We start from the raw sequence: 16,936 nt of genomic DNA on the forward strand, positions 1-16,936 counted from the left end.
TGTGTTTTCAGCACTAAATTCAATCAACTTATATCGCGATATCTTATTTCGCTCTCCGGACCGGTCGCGCGCGGGTTACCGGATCGCAGAACGCGGTGAGGGCGGCGGCGAAGCCGGAGGCCGCGCCGAGGCCGAGCGCCCAGCGGGGGCCGTAATGGCTGGCGACCCATCCGACGAGCGGGGCGCCGACGGGGGTGCAGCCGAGGGCGACGGCGAGGCGGATGGCCATGACGCGGCCGCGCATTTCGGGGGCGCTGGAGAGCTGCATGAGGCTGTTGGTTGAGGTGGTGAAGGTGAGGGTTGCGCTGCCGATGAGGGCCAGGGCGGCAGCGAAGAGTGTGAAGGTCGGGGCGAGCGCGGCGAGCAGGCAGCCTGTTCCGAATATCAGTGATCCGGACATGAGGGTGTTGAGTGTAACATTTTTCCGGCCCGCGGCGAGGAGGGCGCCGGAAATGGTGCCGATGGCCATGATGGAATTGAGCAGGCCGTAACGGCCGGCGCCGGCATGGAAGACGGTGACGGCCATGGTTGAAATGAAGATGGGAAAGTTGAGGCCGAAGGTTCCGATCAGAAACAGCATCAGGATGATGGTCCGGAGATCGCGGCGGTGCCAGACATAATGGAAACCTTCGCTGATGCCTTTTGAGGTTTTAACGGAACGGGACGGGTGCAGATCCCGGATACGCAGAGTGGTCAGGGATATCAGCACGGCGCAGAAGGAGAGGCCGTTGAGCAGGAAGGCCCATCCGGTGCCGACGGTGGCGATGCAGAATCCGCCTGCCACGGGGCCAAGCATGCGTCCGGCGTTAAAGGAGACGGAGTTCAGGGCAACCGCGTTAGGGAGATCTTCATCACCTGTGAGTTCGGCGACGAAGGTCTGGCGCGCGGGGCCGTCGAAAGCGGCGACGGTGCCGAAGGTGAAGGCGAAGAGCCAGACTTCCCACAGGCGGATGGTGCCTGAGAGGGTCAGTATGCCGAGGGCCAGCGAGAGTGCGCCCATGAGGCCCTGGGTCAGCATGAGGAGCGTGCGGCGGTTGAAGCGGTCTGCGGCGTAACCGGTCCAGGGGAGCATGAGCAGTTGCGGGCCGAGCTGGAAGGCCATGGTGATGCCGACCGATGTTGCGTCCTGGGCGGTCAGTTCGGTCAGAACCAGCCAGTCCTGGGCGGTGCGCTGCATCCAGGTGCCTGTGTTGGACACCAGAGCGCCTCCGGCCCAGATAGCGTAGTTACGGTGACGCAGGGAGCGGGTGACGCGTTCGGCGAAAAGAGAGAGGGGTTTCAAAGCCTGTCAGCACAGTCCTGATTTATCGGGGTGATGATCCCGGTGGTGCCGGAACCCTTGTGTGCGGGGCGGGCGTGTTGTGACCGGCTGAGAGCCTTGTACCCGGTTGCCTGCGCAGGCGTGTTCCGGGGTGATGGGGAGGGCTGAAGCGGGGGGCCGGAGAAGCACCGGAACGAAGCGGGGCGCGTTGACCACGACTGGTTATATCCTGACTGAAAGTGCTGGTCAGGTTAGCTGTGCCGTTTGAAGCTGCGCAAGGGCTTTGTTCCGGGCGGCGGCTTCGGGGGATGGGTTTGCCGGGTGTCCTCAGCGGGGAAGCCCCGCCCGGTGCGGGCAGGCGGGGCTCCGGTCTGAAGGAACGGGATGTGATCCTTCGGAAAGAGGGAGTTATCTTATGCGGAGAGGCAGGCCAGCATGACCTGTACACGCGGATCGGTCTGGTCCGGGGTGAGGTAATTTCCGTTGTTGGCGAGCCATTTGTCGTCACACCAGACGGTTGTGGCCAGGACACGGGAATCCGCGGTCAGGTCCGTTAGCATGGCTTTGAGGGCGGCGACGGAGACAGCGTCGGACGGGCCGCCGGTTTCACCGAGGATGATGCCGGAGTAGCAATCGGGCAGGGTTGAGGCGAGCAGCCCGGCGAAGCGGTCGACGCCGACTGTGGTGCTGGTTGAGGCGTCTCCGGCTCCGGAATTGTCCGGGTCCAGGTAGCAATGGACCTCGACGACGCAGGGGCCGACGGAATCCACCACGGCGGGCACGGGGTTGCTGACGCTGAACTGGCTGGCGGCCTGATAGGCTGTCCAGGGAACGGTGATCACGCCTGTGTAGCCGGTGGCGCGGATTGCGGCGATGGCTGTGTTCCAGAGCGGCTGATAGGTTGCGTTGTCGTGCTGGGAGGGTTCGTTCATGAGGCCGATGGCGACGCGCCAGGGATCGGCGTCGCCCATCCAGTCTTTGATGCCGGTGGCGAGGCGGGTCATGTAATCGATATACTGGGCCTGGCCGTCGGTGGTGGTGATGTCGACGGTTGTTCCGCTGGTCTGGATGCTGCCAAATCCGTGCGGGTCGAAAATGACGAAGCCGTTTGCATCGAGATAGGGCTGTGCGAGGCTGGTGGAGTATCCGAGGTAGGTTGCGTCGAGTGCGGTGCCCTGACCGCCGGGCTGCATACGATACAGGTTATGGGGGATGCGCGCTGCGAGGCATCCCAGGGAAATCCAGTTTTCCGCGAGGGAGACTGAGGGAACATTGTAATCATAATTGGCTCTGGCGGAAAATGTGCTTCCGTCTTCAAGGCCACCGAGGTTAACGCCGATAAGCATGAGGTTCTCCTGAGAAACGATCGGCGACGTATTTGCGGAAAATACAGATCAGCCGTTCCGGAATTGTCCTGTTTCCGGCAGCGAAGTTGCTGATATCTGGAAAGGACACCCCAAAGGTGGCCGTCTCGCCGGCCTGTCGATGTAACGAAGTAATACGATTAGTATGCGCATGGGTGCTGGTGAGGCTGTGCGGGCAGTAGGAAAACCGGACACAAAAAAGCCCCTGCCGGGAGGTGTTCCGGCAGGGGCGCCTGATAGTCTGCTGAAATGTTCAGGCAGTATTCAGTTGTTATCGTCGTCGTCGCCATTATCGGGGGAGGCGCCGCTGTCGTTGCTGTTATCGCCGCTCAGAGAGACGGCGACAAACAGGGACTGGCCATCACGGAGGACCCGAAGCAGCACGGCCTGGCGGGATTTCAGCGCGGCGGCGACGGCGGTGACGGCGGCTTTCGGGTTGTCGATCTGCTGATCGCCTACTGCCTGGATGACGTCACCGGGGCGGATGCCGGCCTGTTCCGCGGGCGAGCCGGGTTTGACGTCGCTGACGACGACGCCTTTCACGGACTGGTCGAGACCGAGCTGCTGGCGGGCGTCGCTGTTGAGCGGAGCGAGCGAGACGCCGAGTTTCTGGCCGTTGCTGCCCAGGCTGGCCGGGGCGCCGGGGGCACTGCCGGAGCCTGCCTGATTGGAGATCTTCACGGTGAGGTCGCGTGGTGCGTTACCACGCAGGATTGTGAAGGTGGCGTCTGTTCCGGGGATCAGCGAGGCGACTTTGACCGCGAGGTTATGCGGTGTGTCGATGGATTTGCCGTTCAGCTTTGTAATGACGTCTCCGGCTTTGATACCGGCTTTTTCGGCCGGGCTGTCGGAGGAGACGCTGGCGACGAGGGCGCCTGCGGGCGCTGCGCCGGGGGTGGCGGGTTTGAGGCCCAGGGCGCTGGCGATGGTGGGCGAGACCACCTGTGCCTGGACGCCGAGATAGCCGCGCGTCACATGTCCGGTGGTCCGGAGCTGGGTGACGACGGTCTGGACGATATCGGAGGGGATGGCGAAGCCGATGCCGATCGAGCCGCCGGAGGGTGAGTAGATCGCGGTGTTGACGCCGACGACTTTGCCATCCTGGGTGATGAGCGGGCCGCCGGAGTTGCCACGGTTGATGGGGGCGTCGACCTGGAAGAAGTTGTCGTAAGGTCCGTCTCCGATATCGCGGCCGAGAGCGGAGACGATGCCGGCGGTGACGGTGCCGCCGAGGCCGTAGGGGTTGCCGACGGCGATGACCCATTCGCCGGGCTGCACGTCGTCGGACTCGCCGAGCTGGATGAAGGGCAGTTTGCCGGTCGGGGTGAGTTTCAGCAGGGCGATATCGGTTTTGGGATCGCGCCCGACGATGCGCGCGGAGAGTGTGGTGCCGTCATCGAGTGTGGCGGTGACTTTGGTCGCGCCTTTGACGACGTGGTTATTGGTGACGACGTAGCCGTCGGCGGAGATGATGAAGCCGGAGCCGCGGGCTTCGATGGTCTGATGCTGCTGGGGCATCATCTGGAACGGGAAGGGGAACCCGAAGGGCATCTGCTGTCCCTGTCCCTGTCCTTCGCCCGGATCGACGGAATCGGCGCGAATTTTTGCCGTGATGGAGACGACGGCGGGCTTCACCTGTTTAACGAGGCTGACGAAATCCGGGATGGTTTTGGCCGGAGCTGTCGGCTGGATCAGGCTGGCTGTATCGGCTCTCGCGGCCGGTGCCATGATGCTGGCGAAGGAGAGACCGGCGACGGCGGCGCACAGGAGAGCGCGGGACGTCCGTGTCGGCAAATTCTGTACTGGCATATCTCTTCCGATAAATCCCAAAAGACCTGGCCGCCGCGCGCGGCCCGTGTACGGTGTCATGATGGGCGAGGGTGCCGCTGAGGGCAATCCATATGCGCCTGACGGTGTTCGCAATACGCGGTTTTATCCGACGGGTATCTTACGTGGTGATGAAACATGTGTCAGGCGGCGTGGTTTCCGTGATGCGCGATCGGATTCACGATTGTCTGGCGTGAGGGCCTCGTTTTCCGGCTGCGGTTGCGCGAGGCGGGAGATCGGTGCTCAGATATGACAAAATATTGCGGGCTGGCGGAGGGCGGATGATGGCGGCGTGGTATCGGCGGGGGTTTTTTGCAGTCGGGGCTCTGGGACTGCTGACGGTTCTGCCGTCCTGTGAGAGCACCAGTGAGATAGTGGCTCAGAAAGAGGATCATCTGGCGGCGGCGGGGTTTGCGTTCAAACCCGCGAACACGCAGGAGCGTCAGGCGATGATCAACCGTCTGCCGCCGCATCATTTCGTGCGTCGGGTGAAGGGGGATCAGCCATTTTATGTGTATGCCGATCCGACGGTCTGTGATTGTCTCTATGTAGGCGATGAGGCGGCGTATGCGCGGTATCAGCAGTACCGGCAGGCGCAGGCTCTGGCCGATGAACAGGAGATGACCGCGATGGATTATCAGGACGCCTCGTGGAACTGGGGTGCCTGGGGGCCGTGGGGCGGTGGTCCTTATGGCTGGGGAGGTTTGCCGGGCGGGGCTTACGGGGGATGGAATCCGGCCTGGGGGAATTGGGACCCGGGGATGGGGCCGACCGGGTGGTGAATGTTTTCTGACCGGGGGAAGACGTGGGGCGCAGTGCTTTTCGCTTCCGCTTCGATGTTATTTCGATTGCCAGGCGGAATGGTATGCTGGTATCCGCCAGGGCCTTGATACGCCCGGCCTTCGGTCGGGCGTTTTCTTTTGGGCGCTGATAACACTGCGTCCGGGTACGGCTGTGCGTGATGATGTCCGGGGCGGGGGTTGTTGCCGGGGTTATGCAGGGCTTTTCCCGGACGGACCGGAACGGGTTTGTGAAGATATTATCAAAGAAAATTTTAATTTTGTCTTTGTGCGTGCTGAGCGGATGCTACCAGGTCGGGCCGCGTCGGCTGGATCAGGATGAGAGTGATTATTCCCGTGCGCTGACCAGTTCGGGGAAGCAGCAGACGCTGTTGAATGTGGTGCGTCTGCGTTATGCCGATACGCCGGGTTTTCTGGATACGACGCAGCTGATTTCGGGCTATCAGCTGCAGCGTAATCTGTCTGTCGGCGTGGGAACGGATTCGCCGGTGAGGCCGATTGGCGGCGCGGCGGTTCAGTTTCAGGAGAGTCCGACCTTTACCTTTCAGCCAGTGACCGGGGATGCGTATGCGCAGAGCTTTCTGCGTCCGTTGCCGCCGGGCAGTCTGCTGCCGCTGGCGATGGGTGGTCTGCCGATTGACGTATTGTTTCGGCTCTCGGTGCAGTCGATCAATCTGATCAGCAACGCGGGGGCGATCGGGGGCGATGTCGGGCGGGGATCGCCGGAGTTTTTCGAACTGATTCACGATCTGCGTCTGCTTCAGGTGGCCGGTCTGCTTGGTATTCAGCTTGAGCACGCGCCGGAGGTTTCGGGAAAAACGGCGCCGGCGGACCATGTTTTTCTGACTCTGGCCAGCACGCATGATCCGGTGTTGTCGGAAGTTGTTTATGAAACGCGGCGTTTTTTCAATATGTCGAAAAACGATGAGCGGGTGGAGGTCGTGTATGGCGGCGGGCAGCCCCGTCGTGGCGAGGTGCGGCTTCTGACGCGCACGGTGCTCGGCGTGATGGGACAGATTGCGTATCAGATCGAGGTGCCCGCCGAGGATGTGACCTCCGGGCGCACTTTGCCGCGTGTATCGCTGATCGGCCGGGAGACGAAACCGGTCGTCGTGATTCATGTCAGGAAAGAGCAGCCTGAGAATGTGTTTGCGTGGACCACGTACGATCACAAATTCTTCTGGATCTCGGATCGGGATTACGACAGCAAGCTCGCTTTCACGATGTTGCAGATTCTTCTGGAACTGTCGAAGACCAGCAAGAATCCGGGCGCGATCGTGACCATTCCTGTGAACGGGTAGGCGGCGTTCAGCGGGACGGGAGCGTGTTGGGCCGGGTGCCGGTGTCCGGGTTGCTGTTGCAGCTGACCTGCCCGTGTTTTTTGTCCGTGACAGTGATCTGGTAGAGATTTGGCCAGAGTTTTCCGGTGACGAAAAGGCGTTTTTTCTCCGGGTCCCAGGCGATGCCATTGAGGACATTATCGCTGTAGGGCGTGCGGGTCGGTCCGATATGGCTGAGATCGAGGAAGCTGGTGACTGTGCCGGTTTTCGGGTCGATGCGGGCGATCAGGCTGGTCAGCCAGATATTGGCGTAGATCTGGCCATCGACCCATTCGAGCTCGTTGAGATTTGAGACGGGGCATCCGTCGGCCGTGACGGCGAGTGTGGAAACCTGGTTCAGGGTCTGCGGGTCGAGGATGCGGAGGTTCGCGCTGCCGTCGCTCATGATGATGGCGTGGTCGTTGCGGGTAAGGCTCCAGCCTTCGCCGGGATAGGTGAAGCGGCCCAGGGGTTTCAGTGTTTTCAGGTCGTAGATGAAGCCGGTATGGTTGCGCCAGGTGAGCTGATAGAGGCGGTCTTTCCAGGTAATGATGCCTTCACCGAAATAAGGCGTGTCGAGGCGGGTTTCCTGGAGCGGTCTGGCGGTTTCGGGCTGTTCTTTCCTGATCCAGGAATGACCGGTCATGCCGGTGCTTTCGTAAAAACTGCCGTTCAGAAAGAAGAGGCCTTCGGTGAAGGCGCGGGGATCGTGCGGGAAGGTGGCCTGGACGGTGACGTCATAGATCGGCGTTGGGCTTGCGGCGGCGGGAAGGGGCAGGAGGCAGGCGGCGAACAGGCACAGGCTGGCGATTTTATGGCTGTGTCGGTTCATAAAGCGTTTTTCCTGCTGCGGTTTGTCTCCGTTGGGGGGATATAACAATATCAGGCGGTTACGGACAGTCGGGGCCGGTCAGGCTTTTCTGAAACGACGCGAGAAAATCTGGAGGAGGAGCAGAGAGCAAAGCTCGACGCTGCTCAGGGCGTACGGGTCCAGGAACAGGCTCAGGAGCGGCCAGAGTTTGCGGGCCAGTATCAGAGTCATGGCTGGCTCCTGTTCGGGGGCGGGGCGTGAAGGTCTGGCCCGGATACGTATTGTGTCGGGAGCAATCTGGCGCCGGAGTTTTTCAGGCATGTGTCCGGAATGTACCGTGTTTGAAATATGACTTTCTTTTTATGGTATTTTTAAAAAATAAGTGATTTCAGCCTGACGCCGGTTGCGCGTGAGGGGATCGCGTTCAGTTTTTCCGGAGGCTCCGGAAAAAGGCTTTCAGGAGGTGTGCGTTTTCCTGTTCCCGGATGCCGCCGATCACTTCGGGGCGGTGGAGGCAGGCTGGCTGGTCGAAGATGCGGGGGCCGTGATCGATGCCGCCGCCTTTCGGATCGTACGCGCCGAAGAGGATGCGGCGGATGCGGAAATGGACGGCGGCGGCGGCGCACATGGGACAGGGTTCGAGGGTGACGACGAGTGTGCAGTCGCTGAGGCGGGTGGTGCGGCGGGCGCGGGCGGCGGCGCGCAGGGCGAGGAGTTCGGCGTGGGCGGAGGGGTCGTGATCGGTTTCCACGCGGTTTGAGGCGCGGGCGATGGCCGTGCCGTTTGAGTCGAGGATAATGGCTCCGACGGGGACTTCGCCGTTCTGAGCGGCGTGGCGGGCCTCGGCGATCGCGAAGGCCATGGCTGTACAGGGGCGGAGGCCGCCGGGGTTGAAGGGGGTGGCGGGGGGCGGTGGCACGGGCGTTTCCGCCTCCGGACGGAATGGAAAATCCGGCGGTGAGCAGGGCGGCGTGTGTGTGTGTAAGGGGGGCTGACGGGGCACGATTATATGTTGCGTTTCAGAAATATGACATTTGCCTTAGTTTGGCCTTGATCTTGCAACCGGAGCAGATCACAATGCGTTACGGCGATGTTACCTAAATTGTAATTTGTGTCATCGTAAAAAAGAGATGCCGGACGGCGTGGTGCACGGGTTCGGTAATCTTACGGTCAATGAGGCGCAGGAAGGAGACAGTCATGCATAGTCTGACACTTGTTCTGGCTGCTGCTGCGATCGGGCTTGGTTTTGCCGCGTCGGAGCATATTGGAATCAATCATTCTGTTTCGTCGCATGATCATCTGAGACGTTCCGTGCAAACGGCAAGGGTTGTGGCTGCGGACTGAGAGCGGGTTTGTACCGGGCGTGCCGTGCGGTTTAGCCGGGCGCCGGCTGTGAGTATGATCTTTGCCTGGGTCTGGGATAAAGTCTGGCTTTTCCTGATCCGTCGTAAATTTACTTTTTGTTAATTATATGTGGCCCGGCTCTGACCCGGTCGGGACCGTGGATTTCGGAAGCCGGCTGACTGTCGGGGGCGGGGCATATACCGGCGTCCGGCATTGTTCTATGGGGAGCGGTATGACGGCTTCCCTTCCTTTGATCGGTGTGACGCCGGATCACGAATCCGGTGGTCCGGGTCAGTATTCGGCTTTTCCCTGGTATGCTTTGCGGGCGAATTATATGGGGGCGGTGGTGAAGGCTGGCGGGCTGCCTGTTGCGCTGCCTCATGTGCCCTGTCTGGCGGAGGAGATGGTCGCCCGGCTGGACGGGCTGATTGTGACGGGCGGGGCGTTTGACATTGATCCGGCGCTGTATGGTGAGGCGCGGGATGAGCGGACGCCGTTGCTGAAGCCGGGGCGGACGGAGGCCGAGCTGAAGCTGATCGGCGCGGCGCGGGCGCGGGGTATTCCGGTTTTCGGGATTTGCGGCGGGATGCAGCTTCTGGCGGCGGTTCTGGGCGGGACTTTATATCAGGACATTGCCGCGGCTGTTCCGGGTGCATTGCCGCATGAGCAGCCTAATCCCAGGGATGAGGCGGGGCATATTATCTCGATTGAGCCGGGCACCATTCTGGCGGGGATTGTCGGCCGGTCTTCGATGGCGGTGAATTCGTCGCATCATCAGGCGGTTTGCGATCCGGGCCGGGCGGTTGTGTCGGCCCGGGCGGAGGACGGTGTGATCGAGGCGATCGAGGACCCTGATGCTGCGTTTTGCCTGGGGGTGCAGTGGCATCCTGAATTTTCGATTGATCGTGGTGACGGGGCGTTGTTCGCGGCGTTTGTTGCCGCGGCGCGGAGGGTGGGCGCGTGAGCGCGGGGCATGGGGTATCCGGTGTTTTATCCGGGGGAGATGAGTGATGAGCGGGCAGAATGAAGACGCGCGGGATGAGGCTGCGCGGGGCGAGCGGATTGCGAAATGGCTGGCGCGGAGTGGCGTGGCGAGCCGTCGTGATGTGGAGCGGATGATTGAGGAGCGGCGGGTTTCGCTCAACGGTCAGATTGTGGAGCATCCGGCGACGTTTGTGAGATCGGCTGATGTGGTTCAGGTGGACGGGCAGGTTGCCGGCGCGCCGGAGCGGACGCGGCTGTGGCGGTATCACAAGCCGGACGGGCTGGTGACGACGCATCGCGATCCGGAAGGGCGGAAGACGGTATTTGAGTCGCTGCCCGAAGGAATGCCTCGCGTGGTGAGTGTCGGGCGGCTGGATCTCAATAGTGAGGGGCTGCTGCTGCTGACCAATGACGGAGCGCTGGCGCGGCGGCTGGAACTGCCTTCGAATGGGTGGCTGCGGCGGTATCGGGTGCGGGTGTTCGGCGTGGTCGATGAGAGACAACTGCGCGAACTGGCGAAGGGGTCTGTCTTTGAGGGTGTGAAATACGGGCCGATCGAGGCGGCACTGGATTCGCGCAAGGGCGACAATGCGTGGCTGACGGTGTCGTTGCGAGAGGGGCGGAACCGGGAGGTGCGCAGGGTGATGCAGGGGTTGAATCTGCATGTGAGCCGGCTGATCCGCACGTCTTACGGGCCGTTTCCGCTGGGAGATTTGCAGCCCGGGGAACTGGAGGAGGTTCAGTCGCGGGTGATTAAGGCGCAGATTCCGCGTGAGGCGGAGACGGAGGGGGCGGCCAGGCGGCGGTAGCTGCTGCTGTCTTTTTATTCAATCGAGGTGCGGGGGCCGGTGGCTTCTGCCGGGAGACGGGGCTTTGCTCCGTGGGCTGACTGATGCGGATTATTGCAGGAAGCAGGCGCGGGCGGGTGCTGGAGGCGCCGGAGGGAAGTGCCACGCGCCCGACGGCGGACCGGGTGCGTCAGGCGCTGTTCGACATGCTGTTTCATGCGCCATGGGGCGGGCGGGACTGTGTGGAGGGCGTGCGGATTCTGGACGGATTTGCCGGGACGGGGGCGTTGGGTCTGGAAGCGTTGTCCCGGGGGGCGGCGTTCTGCACGTTTTTCGAGGTGGATCGGGCGGCGCTCGGGGCGTTGCGGGCGAATCTGGCCGGGTGCCGGATGCGTGAGATGGCGCAGGTTTTTGCCGGAAGTGTGCTGAGGCCGAAGCGGGCTGTTGAGGCGTGCGGGCTGGTGTTTCTTGACCCGCCTTACGGGGAGGGGTTGCCGGCGCGGGCGCTGGCGGCGTTGTCCGGGGCCGGGTGGATTGCGCCGGGGGCGCTGATTGTTGTCGAGACCGGGCGGGAGGAAGCCGCTCCTGTGGAGAACGTGGAGATTCTGGCGGAGCGGGTGCATGGCGCGGCGCGGCTATGGGTCTGGCGTGCGGGCGGTGATGCGGCGGAGTGACGTGGGGCGATGGCTGAGACGCTGACCGGGCCGGCTCTGTTTGAGAAAGAGATAAAGAAGAGTCGTTTTATTGCGCAGGCGGCGCCGGTCGGGTCGGAGGATGATGCGGTGGCTTTTATCCGTGAGGTATCGGACGCGGAGGCGCGGCATAATTGCTGGGCGTGGAAGATCGGGGCGCAGTATCGCTCGCACGATGCGGATGAGCCGAGTGGTACGGCGGGGCGGCCGATTTTGCAGGTGATTGAGGCGCAGGGGCTGGATCGCGTTGCTGTGGTGGTGACGCGCTGGTTTGGCGGGATCAAGCTGGGTGCGGGCGGGCTGGCGCGGGCCTATGGCGGCACGGCGGCGGAGTGTCTGCGGCTGGCGGCGCGGGAGGAGATTATCGAACGGACGCGGGTTTCGTTTCATTGTCCGTTTTCGGATCTTGCTCTGGTGGGCGCGCGGTTGCCGGGGCTGGGAGCGCTGGTTGAATCCGAGGAGTTTGATGGAGAAGGGGCGGCGTATGTGGTGGCGGTTCCCTGTGAGGCGGTGTCGGAGGTACAGGCGCGGCTGGCGGATCTGACGAGCGGACGGATTGTGGCGCGGATTGTGGAGGCGGGATGAAATTTACTGGTTGTTGTGCTGATAATTTGGTGGTTTTGTTCTGAATAGCGCCGGATGGAATAGTTTTTACAGAGTATTAAAATACTTTTTCAGGAATTTTCTCTTCGAATCTGGAGTAAAAACGGGCGCAGTCGGGGTGTGAACCTTCTCGTGATTTGTTCTTGTTTTTGCATCCTTGCGTTTTTTCCGGGATGTATTTTTAACGCGTTTGAAACTCCGGCCTGGTAGAGGAAGCAGAAGGGCTTCCGGCAGGTTGGGCGTTGTTTCGTGGATGGGCTGAGGGTCAATTGTATTGTTCAGGCTGCGCTGATTCTCGTAGCCGCTCTGGTGTTTATGGCGACCGGCTCGACTCTGGATGTTGATCGCGGTTTTGTTGCGTTTTTCCTGCTGCTGTTCGGACTGTTGTTTATCGCCGTACGTGTTGTGCGCGGGCAGATGCTTATCCTGGCGTGCCAGGGGCTGATTTTCTTTGTTGTTGCCGGGTTCTGCGCGGGTTTTACGGCGCTGGCTGCACTGCGTGCCGGTGCGCCGCTGGCGGACGGGCGGCTGGATGAGTGGGATCACTGTCTGGGCGTGCATACCGAGCGGGTGATGGCATTTTTTGCGTCGTTCGATGTTTTCAATGCTGTGCTGGGATATATTTATCAGCTGACGGTGCCGGGAATTATTGTCACGATTCTGGTTCTTGCGCTCCGGCAGGATCGCACGGGCCTTTGCAGAATGTGTTTTATATTTGCAGTTTCAGCGATGATATGTGCGCTGTTTAATCTGTTTTTGCCGGCATCTGGCTCGACCATACATCATAACCTGTCGCTGGCTGTCATGAGGCATTTTCCTGCCGGGGCCGGGGTTTATTTTAAAGTGCCGTTTCAGGTTTATCATTCCCGCAGGATGTCCGTCATTTCACCGTCCTCGCTGAGCGGTGTAGTGGCGTTTCCATCCTTTCATGCGGTGATGGCCCTGATCGAGTTATCGTTTCTGAAAACGAACCGGTTTTTTAATGGCATCGTTTTTATTTTTGTCATGCTGGTTTTACTTTCTGCTGTTCTGATCGGCGGGCATTATCTTGTCGATATTATTGCGGGGGCTGTCCTGTTTTATGGGCTTGATCTGCTCTCCAGGCGGGTCGTGCGGTAGGGTGTGGGGGATGCCGGTAGTCCGGAACGGGCTGGTCTGTGCGTATTCGCCTTGCCTGTCAGGAGGAATTGGGACCACATCCGGCATGATCTGTGGTAACCGGGAGTGGATGATGTCGCATAGCATTGCAGTTGTGACCGGGGCTGGCGCGGGGATCGGGCGCGCGGCGGTCAGGGCTCTGGGCAGGGCAGGGTTCGATGTCGCGTTGCTGGGGCGAAATGAGGAGCGTCTGCAGGCGGCCGCGGCAGCGCTGGAGCAGGCCGGGGCGCGTGCGTTTTGCGTTTCGGTCGATGTGAGCGACGCAGAGGCTGTTGAAGCGGCGGCTGATCAGGTCGAGACAAAGCTCGGTCCGATTGCGCTGTGGGTGAACTGTGCGGGGGCGACGGTGACCGGGCCGGTGGCGGAACTGGATGCGGCGGAGATCCGTCGCGCGACCGAGGTGACGTATCTTGGCACCGTGCATGGAACGATGGCGGCGCTGCGCCGGATGCGGCGGCGGGGAAAGGGTGTCATCGTCAATCTGGATCTGGGGCCGCGTCTCCAGGGGTTGCCGATGCAGGCGGCGGAGAGTGGCGCGCGGGGGGCTGTTCGCGGATTTTGCGAGAGTCTGCGGACGGAAATTCTGCATGATGGCGATCGTATCCGGGTGGCTCTGGTGCATCTGCCGGGGCTCAACACGCCGCGTTATAACTGGACGCGGAATCTGACCGGGAAACGGTTGCGGCCTGTAGCGCCGGTTTATGAGCCGGAGGTGGCCGGCGAAGCGATTTGCCGCGCGGCCTTTTACGACTGCGATGAGGTATGGATCGGGCTTGGCGGGCAGGTGACGCGCGCGCTGAATGCGTTTTTTCCGCGGGTGATCCGCAGGCGGCGGGCGCGGCTCGGCTATTATGCGCAGATGGAGAAGGCGGATGCGGACGCAGATGCGCCGTCGGATCTGGAGGCGAGCGTGACGGGGGCATTTGCCGCGCATGGGCCTTTCGATCAGGAAACACGCAAGGCGACCGCACTGACGCCGGTATTTCTTTGTGCGCCATTACCTCGTTTTGCGAAGTGGATTCTGGGAGTGGCCGGTGGTCTGGGAATGGCGGGCCTTGTGGTCCGTTACCGCTGGGGAAAGCGGGAACGGTAGCGGACGGCTGGCGTTTCCTTTCGGGCAAGGCCTGAAGCGGCCCCGGTCTGCCAGGCGAAGGGCGGGACAGGCTGGCAGCGGTCCTGGCGGGCAGAGGACGTGGGGAGCCTGGGTTTATGGATACGCCTAGCGTACCGGGTTTCCTGTTTACGTTATCGACGCTGTTTGCGCTCATCAATTACTGGACATAAGGCTGCCGATTACCATCGGAGTTATGGTTATTGCCTTACTGTTTTCTGTTTTTATTTTGCTGATCGGGCCGTTTATTTCTGTTGTGGATGTGCATCGGATGATGCTGTCCGTGCCGGGAACGCTCGATCTTCCGAAAAGTCTGCTGGATGGAGCGTTGTCGCTGCTGCTGTTTGCCGGGGCGATGCAGGTCGATCTGAAGGTGCTTCTCGCATACCGGATGTCTGTCGCGGTTCTGGCGCTTGCCGGAACGATTTTTGCGGTGCTGATTCTGGCTGTGCTGATTCTGGCGGTGACGACCTGGCTTCGGCTGCCTCTGACGGGGATTTCGGCTCCCTTATCCTGGTGTGTGATTCTGGGGGCTGTTCTGGCGCCGACAGATCCGGTTTCCGTTGTGGGAATGTTGCGGCGGGCGGGGCTTCCGGCGCCATTGCAGGCGGTGTTTGCGGGGGGAGAGCCTGTTTAATGACGGTGTCGGGATTGTTGTGTTCGGGGCGACGATCGGGCTGGCGACGGGTGATGCATCGCATATAACGACGCAGGAAGTGATCGAGCGGTTTCTGCTTGAGGCCTGCGGCGGGGCGGCGCTCGGGGCGCTGACCGGATTTGTCGTGATGCTGCTTGTGCGGGAAGTCCATGATCATGATGTTGATTTTCTGGCATCGCCTGCGCTTGCCACGGGGACATACGGTCTGGCGCATGCGCTGCATATGTCCGGGCCGATTGCGCTTGTCGTGGCCGGGATGAGCATGGCCACCGAGTTCGGTCTGAGTTCAATACGGAGTGACTCGCGGACGGCTCTGCGCGGATTCTGGTCGCTGACCGATGAAGCCCTGAATGTTCTGCTGTTTCTGCTGATCGGGCTTGAGATTCTGGAGGTCTCGCCGGGAGCGGGCGTTGCTGGTGGTATGCTTCTGGTGATTGTGCTGTCTCTGGTGGCCCGGGGGCTGAGTGTCATACTGGCGGTGTTGCCGCTGGAGTTGCGCCGGGCCCGCCGGATGGTTGCCGTTCTGATCTGGGGTGGATTGCGTGGTGGCATTTCGGTGGCGCTGGCGCTCAGTCTGCCTGCGGGACCGTTGCGGGATACGCTTTTGCCGCTTTGTTACAGGGTCGTGGGGTTTACGATTATCGTGCAGGGGCTGACGATGGATCGGGTGGCAAAGCGGCTTTATGCGTGAGGCCCGCGTGAGAAGTGGCCTTGCGGTGAGGCGGGCTTCAGGCCGGATCAGTTGGCCGGGCCAGACATATTCCAGGTGTGTTCGTTGAGTTTGCGATGCAGTTCGAGACCCTGGGTCAGGCGGGTGGCGTCGGCGGGTGTGATGACGAGGCCGACCGGGCCGTAAGCCGGGTGCTGGAAGGCGAGCACGGAGCCCTGGGTATCGCGATCGAGTTGCAGCGCCCAGTTTGTCCGGCGGACGGGGACGACGTTGACGCCTTCGATGGAAGGGGCGGGGGTATTGACGACCATACCCGTCCGGATGGTGCCGAGGGCGTTAATAAGGCTGGTGATGTCCGCGAGGCTCATCTCCAGGGCGATATTTTCGTCGCCGGAGGTGAGCGTGAGTGTTGCGCGGGTCTTGTCTTCCGACGGTTCGATGTGAACATGGGGCTCTGACGGCTTTGGTTTTCTGGCCATGCTGGAACCATTCTCGCTTTGATGCATCGGTTTCGGATGGAGCAGCCGCATAGGGTGCGCCATCCTTCTGAGGGGGACGGGATCATGCCGGAAATGCGGGCGGGACGCCAGTTGCCCGGCACGCAACAGTATTTCTGTTACCGGCGGGGATTTTAACGAAGCAGGGGGCCGGCATGGACCCACCATCCGGCGCCTGTCGGGTTGTGGGTCAGCGCGCTTGCGGCGGTATCGGCGGCGGCGGCGGTATCGAACAGGCCGAAGCAGGTGGCGCCGGAGCCGCTCATGCGGGAGAGGCGGCATCCGGGCAGGCCGGCGATGGTGTTGAGGACGGTGCGGATGGTCGGGCAGATGTCGCAGGCCGGGGCTTCGAGATCGTTGGTCAGCCGGGCGAGGTCGGTGGCCATGGCTTTTGCATCGGGCCAGGAGGCGGGGAAGGTGGCTTCGGGCGAGAATGACTTTGTCCGGGCCTTGAACACGGCGGGGGTGGAGACGGCTTCGCCGCAGTTGACGAGGATCATGCCGCAATCGGGCAGGGCGGGGGCCGGGGCGAGCTGTTCGCCGATGCCGCTCATGCGGGTGGGATGCTGTGCAAGGCAGACGGGGACATCGGCGCCGAGTTGCATGGCGATGCTGTGGAGACGGTCCGGTGGCGTATTGAGTTCCCAGACGCGGTCGAGCAGGCGGAGCGTGGCGGCGGCGTCGGCTGAGCCGCCGCCGATGCCGGAGGCGACGGGGAGATTTTTTTCCAGGATGAGGCGGCCGGTCTGTTCGGTGGCGCGGTCTTCGGCGAGGAGTCGGGCGGCGCGGATGACGAGGTTGTCGTCGGTGGCTTCCGTGGCGAGCACCTGTCCGAAGGGACCGGTGAAATCGAGGGAGAGAGGCGAGCAGGAGGGGAGATAGCTCAGCGTATCGGCGGCGGCTGCGAAGACGACGAGACTATCGAGGAGATGGTATCCGTCGGTGCGTTTGCCTGTCACATGCAGGGTGAGATTGATCTTGGCGTGGGCGGTTTCGCTGAGGCTCACGGGCGCTTTCCGATCTGCTGTTCTGCTCTGCCCTTTGTGCGG

The 16,936-nt window shown here is 61.9% G+C and carries 19 protein-coding genes; 11 read left to right on the top strand and 8 right to left on the bottom strand.

Translation table 11 applies throughout. The features are described from left to right. Positions 1-43: 43 nt before the first annotated feature. From GOB90_RS05995 to GOB90_RS06005, 3 genes are all read right to left on the bottom strand, one after another. Positions 44-1,282 carry an MFS transporter gene (locus GOB90_RS05995; protein WP_146885574.1) on the bottom strand — a complete coding sequence of 413 codons (1,239 nt, stop codon included), beginning with the start codon at positions 1,280-1,282 and terminating at the stop codon, positions 44-46. Between the two features lie 392 nt (positions 1,283-1,674). After that, complete coding sequence (locus tag GOB90_RS06000; protein ID WP_146885572.1) at positions 1,675-2,607, bottom strand: cellulase family glycosylhydrolase; 933 nt, start codon at positions 2,605-2,607, stop codon at positions 1,675-1,677. Between the two features lie 282 nt (positions 2,608-2,889). Further along, entirely contained in the window at positions 2,890-4,434 is a 1,545-nt protein-coding gene (locus GOB90_RS06005; RefSeq protein ID WP_146885570.1) for a trypsin-like peptidase domain-containing protein, read from the bottom strand. 257 nt (positions 4,435-4,691) lie between these two features. On the opposite strand from GOB90_RS06005, the gene GOB90_RS06010 reads away from it, so the two are divergent. Together GOB90_RS06010 and GOB90_RS06015 are read left to right on the top strand one after the other, a co-directional pair. Beyond that, on the top strand, positions 4,692-5,234 hold the full coding sequence (locus GOB90_RS06010; RefSeq protein WP_373322049.1) for a hypothetical protein: 543 nt from the start codon (positions 4,692-4,694) through the stop codon (positions 5,232-5,234). Positions 5,235-5,482: 248 nt separating this feature from the next. After that, on the top strand, positions 5,483-6,553 hold the full coding sequence (locus GOB90_RS06015; RefSeq protein WP_264812433.1) for a hypothetical protein: 1,071 nt from the start codon (positions 5,483-5,485) through the stop codon (positions 6,551-6,553). Positions 6,554-6,560: 7 nt separating this feature from the next. Here the strand turns inward: GOB90_RS06015 and GOB90_RS06020 are convergent, their stop codons facing one another. From GOB90_RS06020 to GOB90_RS06030, 3 genes are all read right to left on the bottom strand, one after another. Further along, the gene (locus tag GOB90_RS06020) at positions 6,561-7,403 is read right to left on the bottom strand and encodes a glutaminyl-peptide cyclotransferase (RefSeq protein WP_146885568.1); all 843 of its coding nucleotides are present in this window, start codon (positions 7,401-7,403) and stop codon (positions 6,561-6,563) included. A 78-nt stretch (positions 7,404-7,481) separates the two neighbouring features. Next, positions 7,482-7,703, bottom strand: coding sequence for a hypothetical protein (locus GOB90_RS06025; RefSeq protein WP_146885566.1), 222 nt, complete (start codon positions 7,701-7,703; stop codon positions 7,482-7,484). A 103-nt stretch (positions 7,704-7,806) separates the two neighbouring features. Then, a complete protein-coding gene (locus GOB90_RS06030) occupies positions 7,807-8,244 on the bottom strand; it encodes a nucleoside deaminase (protein ID WP_146885631.1) in 438 nt (145 codons plus the stop codon). 335 nt (positions 8,245-8,579) lie between these two features. On the opposite strand from GOB90_RS06030, the gene GOB90_RS06035 reads away from it, so the two are divergent. The 9 genes from GOB90_RS06035 to GOB90_RS19645 all read left to right on the top strand — a co-directional run bounded on the left by GOB90_RS06035 (position 8,580) and on the right by GOB90_RS19645 (position 15,411). Next, entirely contained in the window at positions 8,580-8,726 is a 147-nt protein-coding gene (locus GOB90_RS06035) for a hypothetical protein (RefSeq protein WP_173571950.1), read from the top strand. A gap of 232 nt (positions 8,727-8,958) precedes the next feature. Continuing rightward, positions 8,959-9,690 carry a gamma-glutamyl-gamma-aminobutyrate hydrolase family protein gene (locus tag GOB90_RS06040; protein ID WP_146885564.1) on the top strand — a complete coding sequence of 244 codons (732 nt, stop codon included), beginning with the start codon at positions 8,959-8,961 and terminating at the stop codon, positions 9,688-9,690. A 46-nt stretch (positions 9,691-9,736) separates the two neighbouring features. After that, a complete protein-coding gene (locus tag GOB90_RS06045; protein ID WP_146885563.1) occupies positions 9,737-10,519 on the top strand; it encodes a pseudouridine synthase in 783 nt (260 codons plus the stop codon). 83 nt (positions 10,520-10,602) lie between these two features. Then, complete coding sequence (rsmD, locus tag GOB90_RS06050; protein ID WP_146885562.1) at positions 10,603-11,172, top strand: 16S rRNA (guanine(966)-N(2))-methyltransferase RsmD; 570 nt, start codon at positions 10,603-10,605, stop codon at positions 11,170-11,172. Between the two features lie 9 nt (positions 11,173-11,181). Continuing rightward, positions 11,182-11,775 carry an IMPACT family protein gene (locus GOB90_RS06055; protein WP_146885561.1) on the top strand — a complete coding sequence of 198 codons (594 nt, stop codon included), beginning with the start codon at positions 11,182-11,184 and terminating at the stop codon, positions 11,773-11,775. Between the two features lie 267 nt (positions 11,776-12,042). Next, positions 12,043-12,912 (top strand): phosphatase PAP2 family protein, encoded by an 870-nt coding sequence (locus tag GOB90_RS06060; RefSeq protein ID WP_146885560.1) that lies wholly within the window; start codon positions 12,043-12,045, stop codon positions 12,910-12,912. 112 nt (positions 12,913-13,024) lie between these two features. After that, complete coding sequence (locus GOB90_RS06065) at positions 13,025-14,044, top strand: SDR family oxidoreductase (protein WP_146885629.1); 1,020 nt, start codon at positions 13,025-13,027, stop codon at positions 14,042-14,044. A 214-nt stretch (positions 14,045-14,258) separates the two neighbouring features. Further along, the gene (locus GOB90_RS19640; RefSeq protein WP_306309429.1) at positions 14,259-14,699 is read left to right on the top strand and encodes a cation:proton antiporter domain-containing protein; all 441 of its coding nucleotides are present in this window, start codon (positions 14,259-14,261) and stop codon (positions 14,697-14,699) included. Beyond that, positions 14,677-15,411: a cation:proton antiporter domain-containing protein gene (locus GOB90_RS19645; RefSeq protein WP_306309428.1), complete on the top strand. Its 735-nt coding sequence runs from the start codon at positions 14,677-14,679 to the stop codon at positions 15,409-15,411. The genes GOB90_RS19640 and GOB90_RS19645 overlap by 23 nt, the downstream gene beginning before the upstream one ends. A gap of 47 nt (positions 15,412-15,458) precedes the next feature. On the opposite strand, the gene GOB90_RS06075 is transcribed toward GOB90_RS19645, so the two are convergent. Beyond that, positions 15,459-15,869 carry a hypothetical protein gene (locus tag GOB90_RS06075; protein ID WP_146885627.1) on the bottom strand — a complete coding sequence of 137 codons (411 nt, stop codon included), beginning with the start codon at positions 15,867-15,869 and terminating at the stop codon, positions 15,459-15,461. 152 nt (positions 15,870-16,021) lie between these two features. Further along, a complete protein-coding gene (locus GOB90_RS06080) occupies positions 16,022-16,894 on the bottom strand; it encodes a 4-(cytidine 5'-diphospho)-2-C-methyl-D-erythritol kinase (RefSeq protein WP_146885559.1) in 873 nt (290 codons plus the stop codon). Between the last annotated feature and the right edge of the window lie 42 nt (positions 16,895-16,936).

The sequence above is a fragment of the Acetobacter oeni genome (assembly GCF_011516825.1).
Classification (GTDB): Bacteria; Pseudomonadota; Alphaproteobacteria; order Acetobacterales; family Acetobacteraceae; genus Acetobacter; species Acetobacter oeni.

Excerpts from the sequence above, each read along its gene's own strand:
- GOB90_RS06035 (WP_173571950.1), top strand. The coding sequence starts at position 8,580 with ATGCATAGTCTGACACTTGTTCTGGCTGCTGCTGCGATCGGGCTTGGT.
- GOB90_RS06040 (WP_146885564.1), top strand. The coding sequence starts at position 8,959 with ATGACGGCTTCCCTTCCTTTGATCGGTGTGACGCCGGATCACGAATCC.
- GOB90_RS06075 (WP_146885627.1), bottom strand. The coding sequence starts at position 15,869 with ATGGCCAGAAAACCAAAGCCGTCAGAGCCCCATGTTCACATCGAACCG.
- GOB90_RS19640 (WP_306309429.1), top strand. The coding sequence starts at position 14,259 with ATGGTTATTGCCTTACTGTTTTCTGTTTTTATTTTGCTGATCGGGCCG.
- GOB90_RS06020 (WP_146885568.1), bottom strand. The coding sequence starts at position 7,403 with ATGAACCGACACAGCCATAAAATCGCCAGCCTGTGCCTGTTCGCCGCC.
- GOB90_RS06045 (WP_146885563.1), top strand. The coding sequence starts at position 9,737 with ATGAGCGGGCAGAATGAAGACGCGCGGGATGAGGCTGCGCGGGGCGAG.
- GOB90_RS06065 (WP_146885629.1), top strand. The coding sequence starts at position 13,025 with ATGTCGCATAGCATTGCAGTTGTGACCGGGGCTGGCGCGGGGATCGGG.
- GOB90_RS06025 (WP_146885566.1), bottom strand. The coding sequence starts at position 7,703 with ATGCCTGAAAAACTCCGGCGCCAGATTGCTCCCGACACAATACGTATC.
- GOB90_RS06055 (WP_146885561.1), top strand. The coding sequence starts at position 11,182 with ATGGCTGAGACGCTGACCGGGCCGGCTCTGTTTGAGAAAGAGATAAAG.
- GOB90_RS06000 (WP_146885572.1), bottom strand. The coding sequence starts at position 2,607 with ATGCTTATCGGCGTTAACCTCGGTGGCCTTGAAGACGGAAGCACATTT.
- GOB90_RS06030 (WP_146885631.1), bottom strand. The coding sequence starts at position 8,244 with ATGGCCTTCGCGATCGCCGAGGCCCGCCACGCCGCTCAGAACGGCGAA.
- rsmD (WP_146885562.1), top strand. The coding sequence starts at position 10,603 with ATGCGGATTATTGCAGGAAGCAGGCGCGGGCGGGTGCTGGAGGCGCCG.
- GOB90_RS06005 (WP_146885570.1), bottom strand. The coding sequence starts at position 4,434 with ATGCCAGTACAGAATTTGCCGACACGGACGTCCCGCGCTCTCCTGTGC.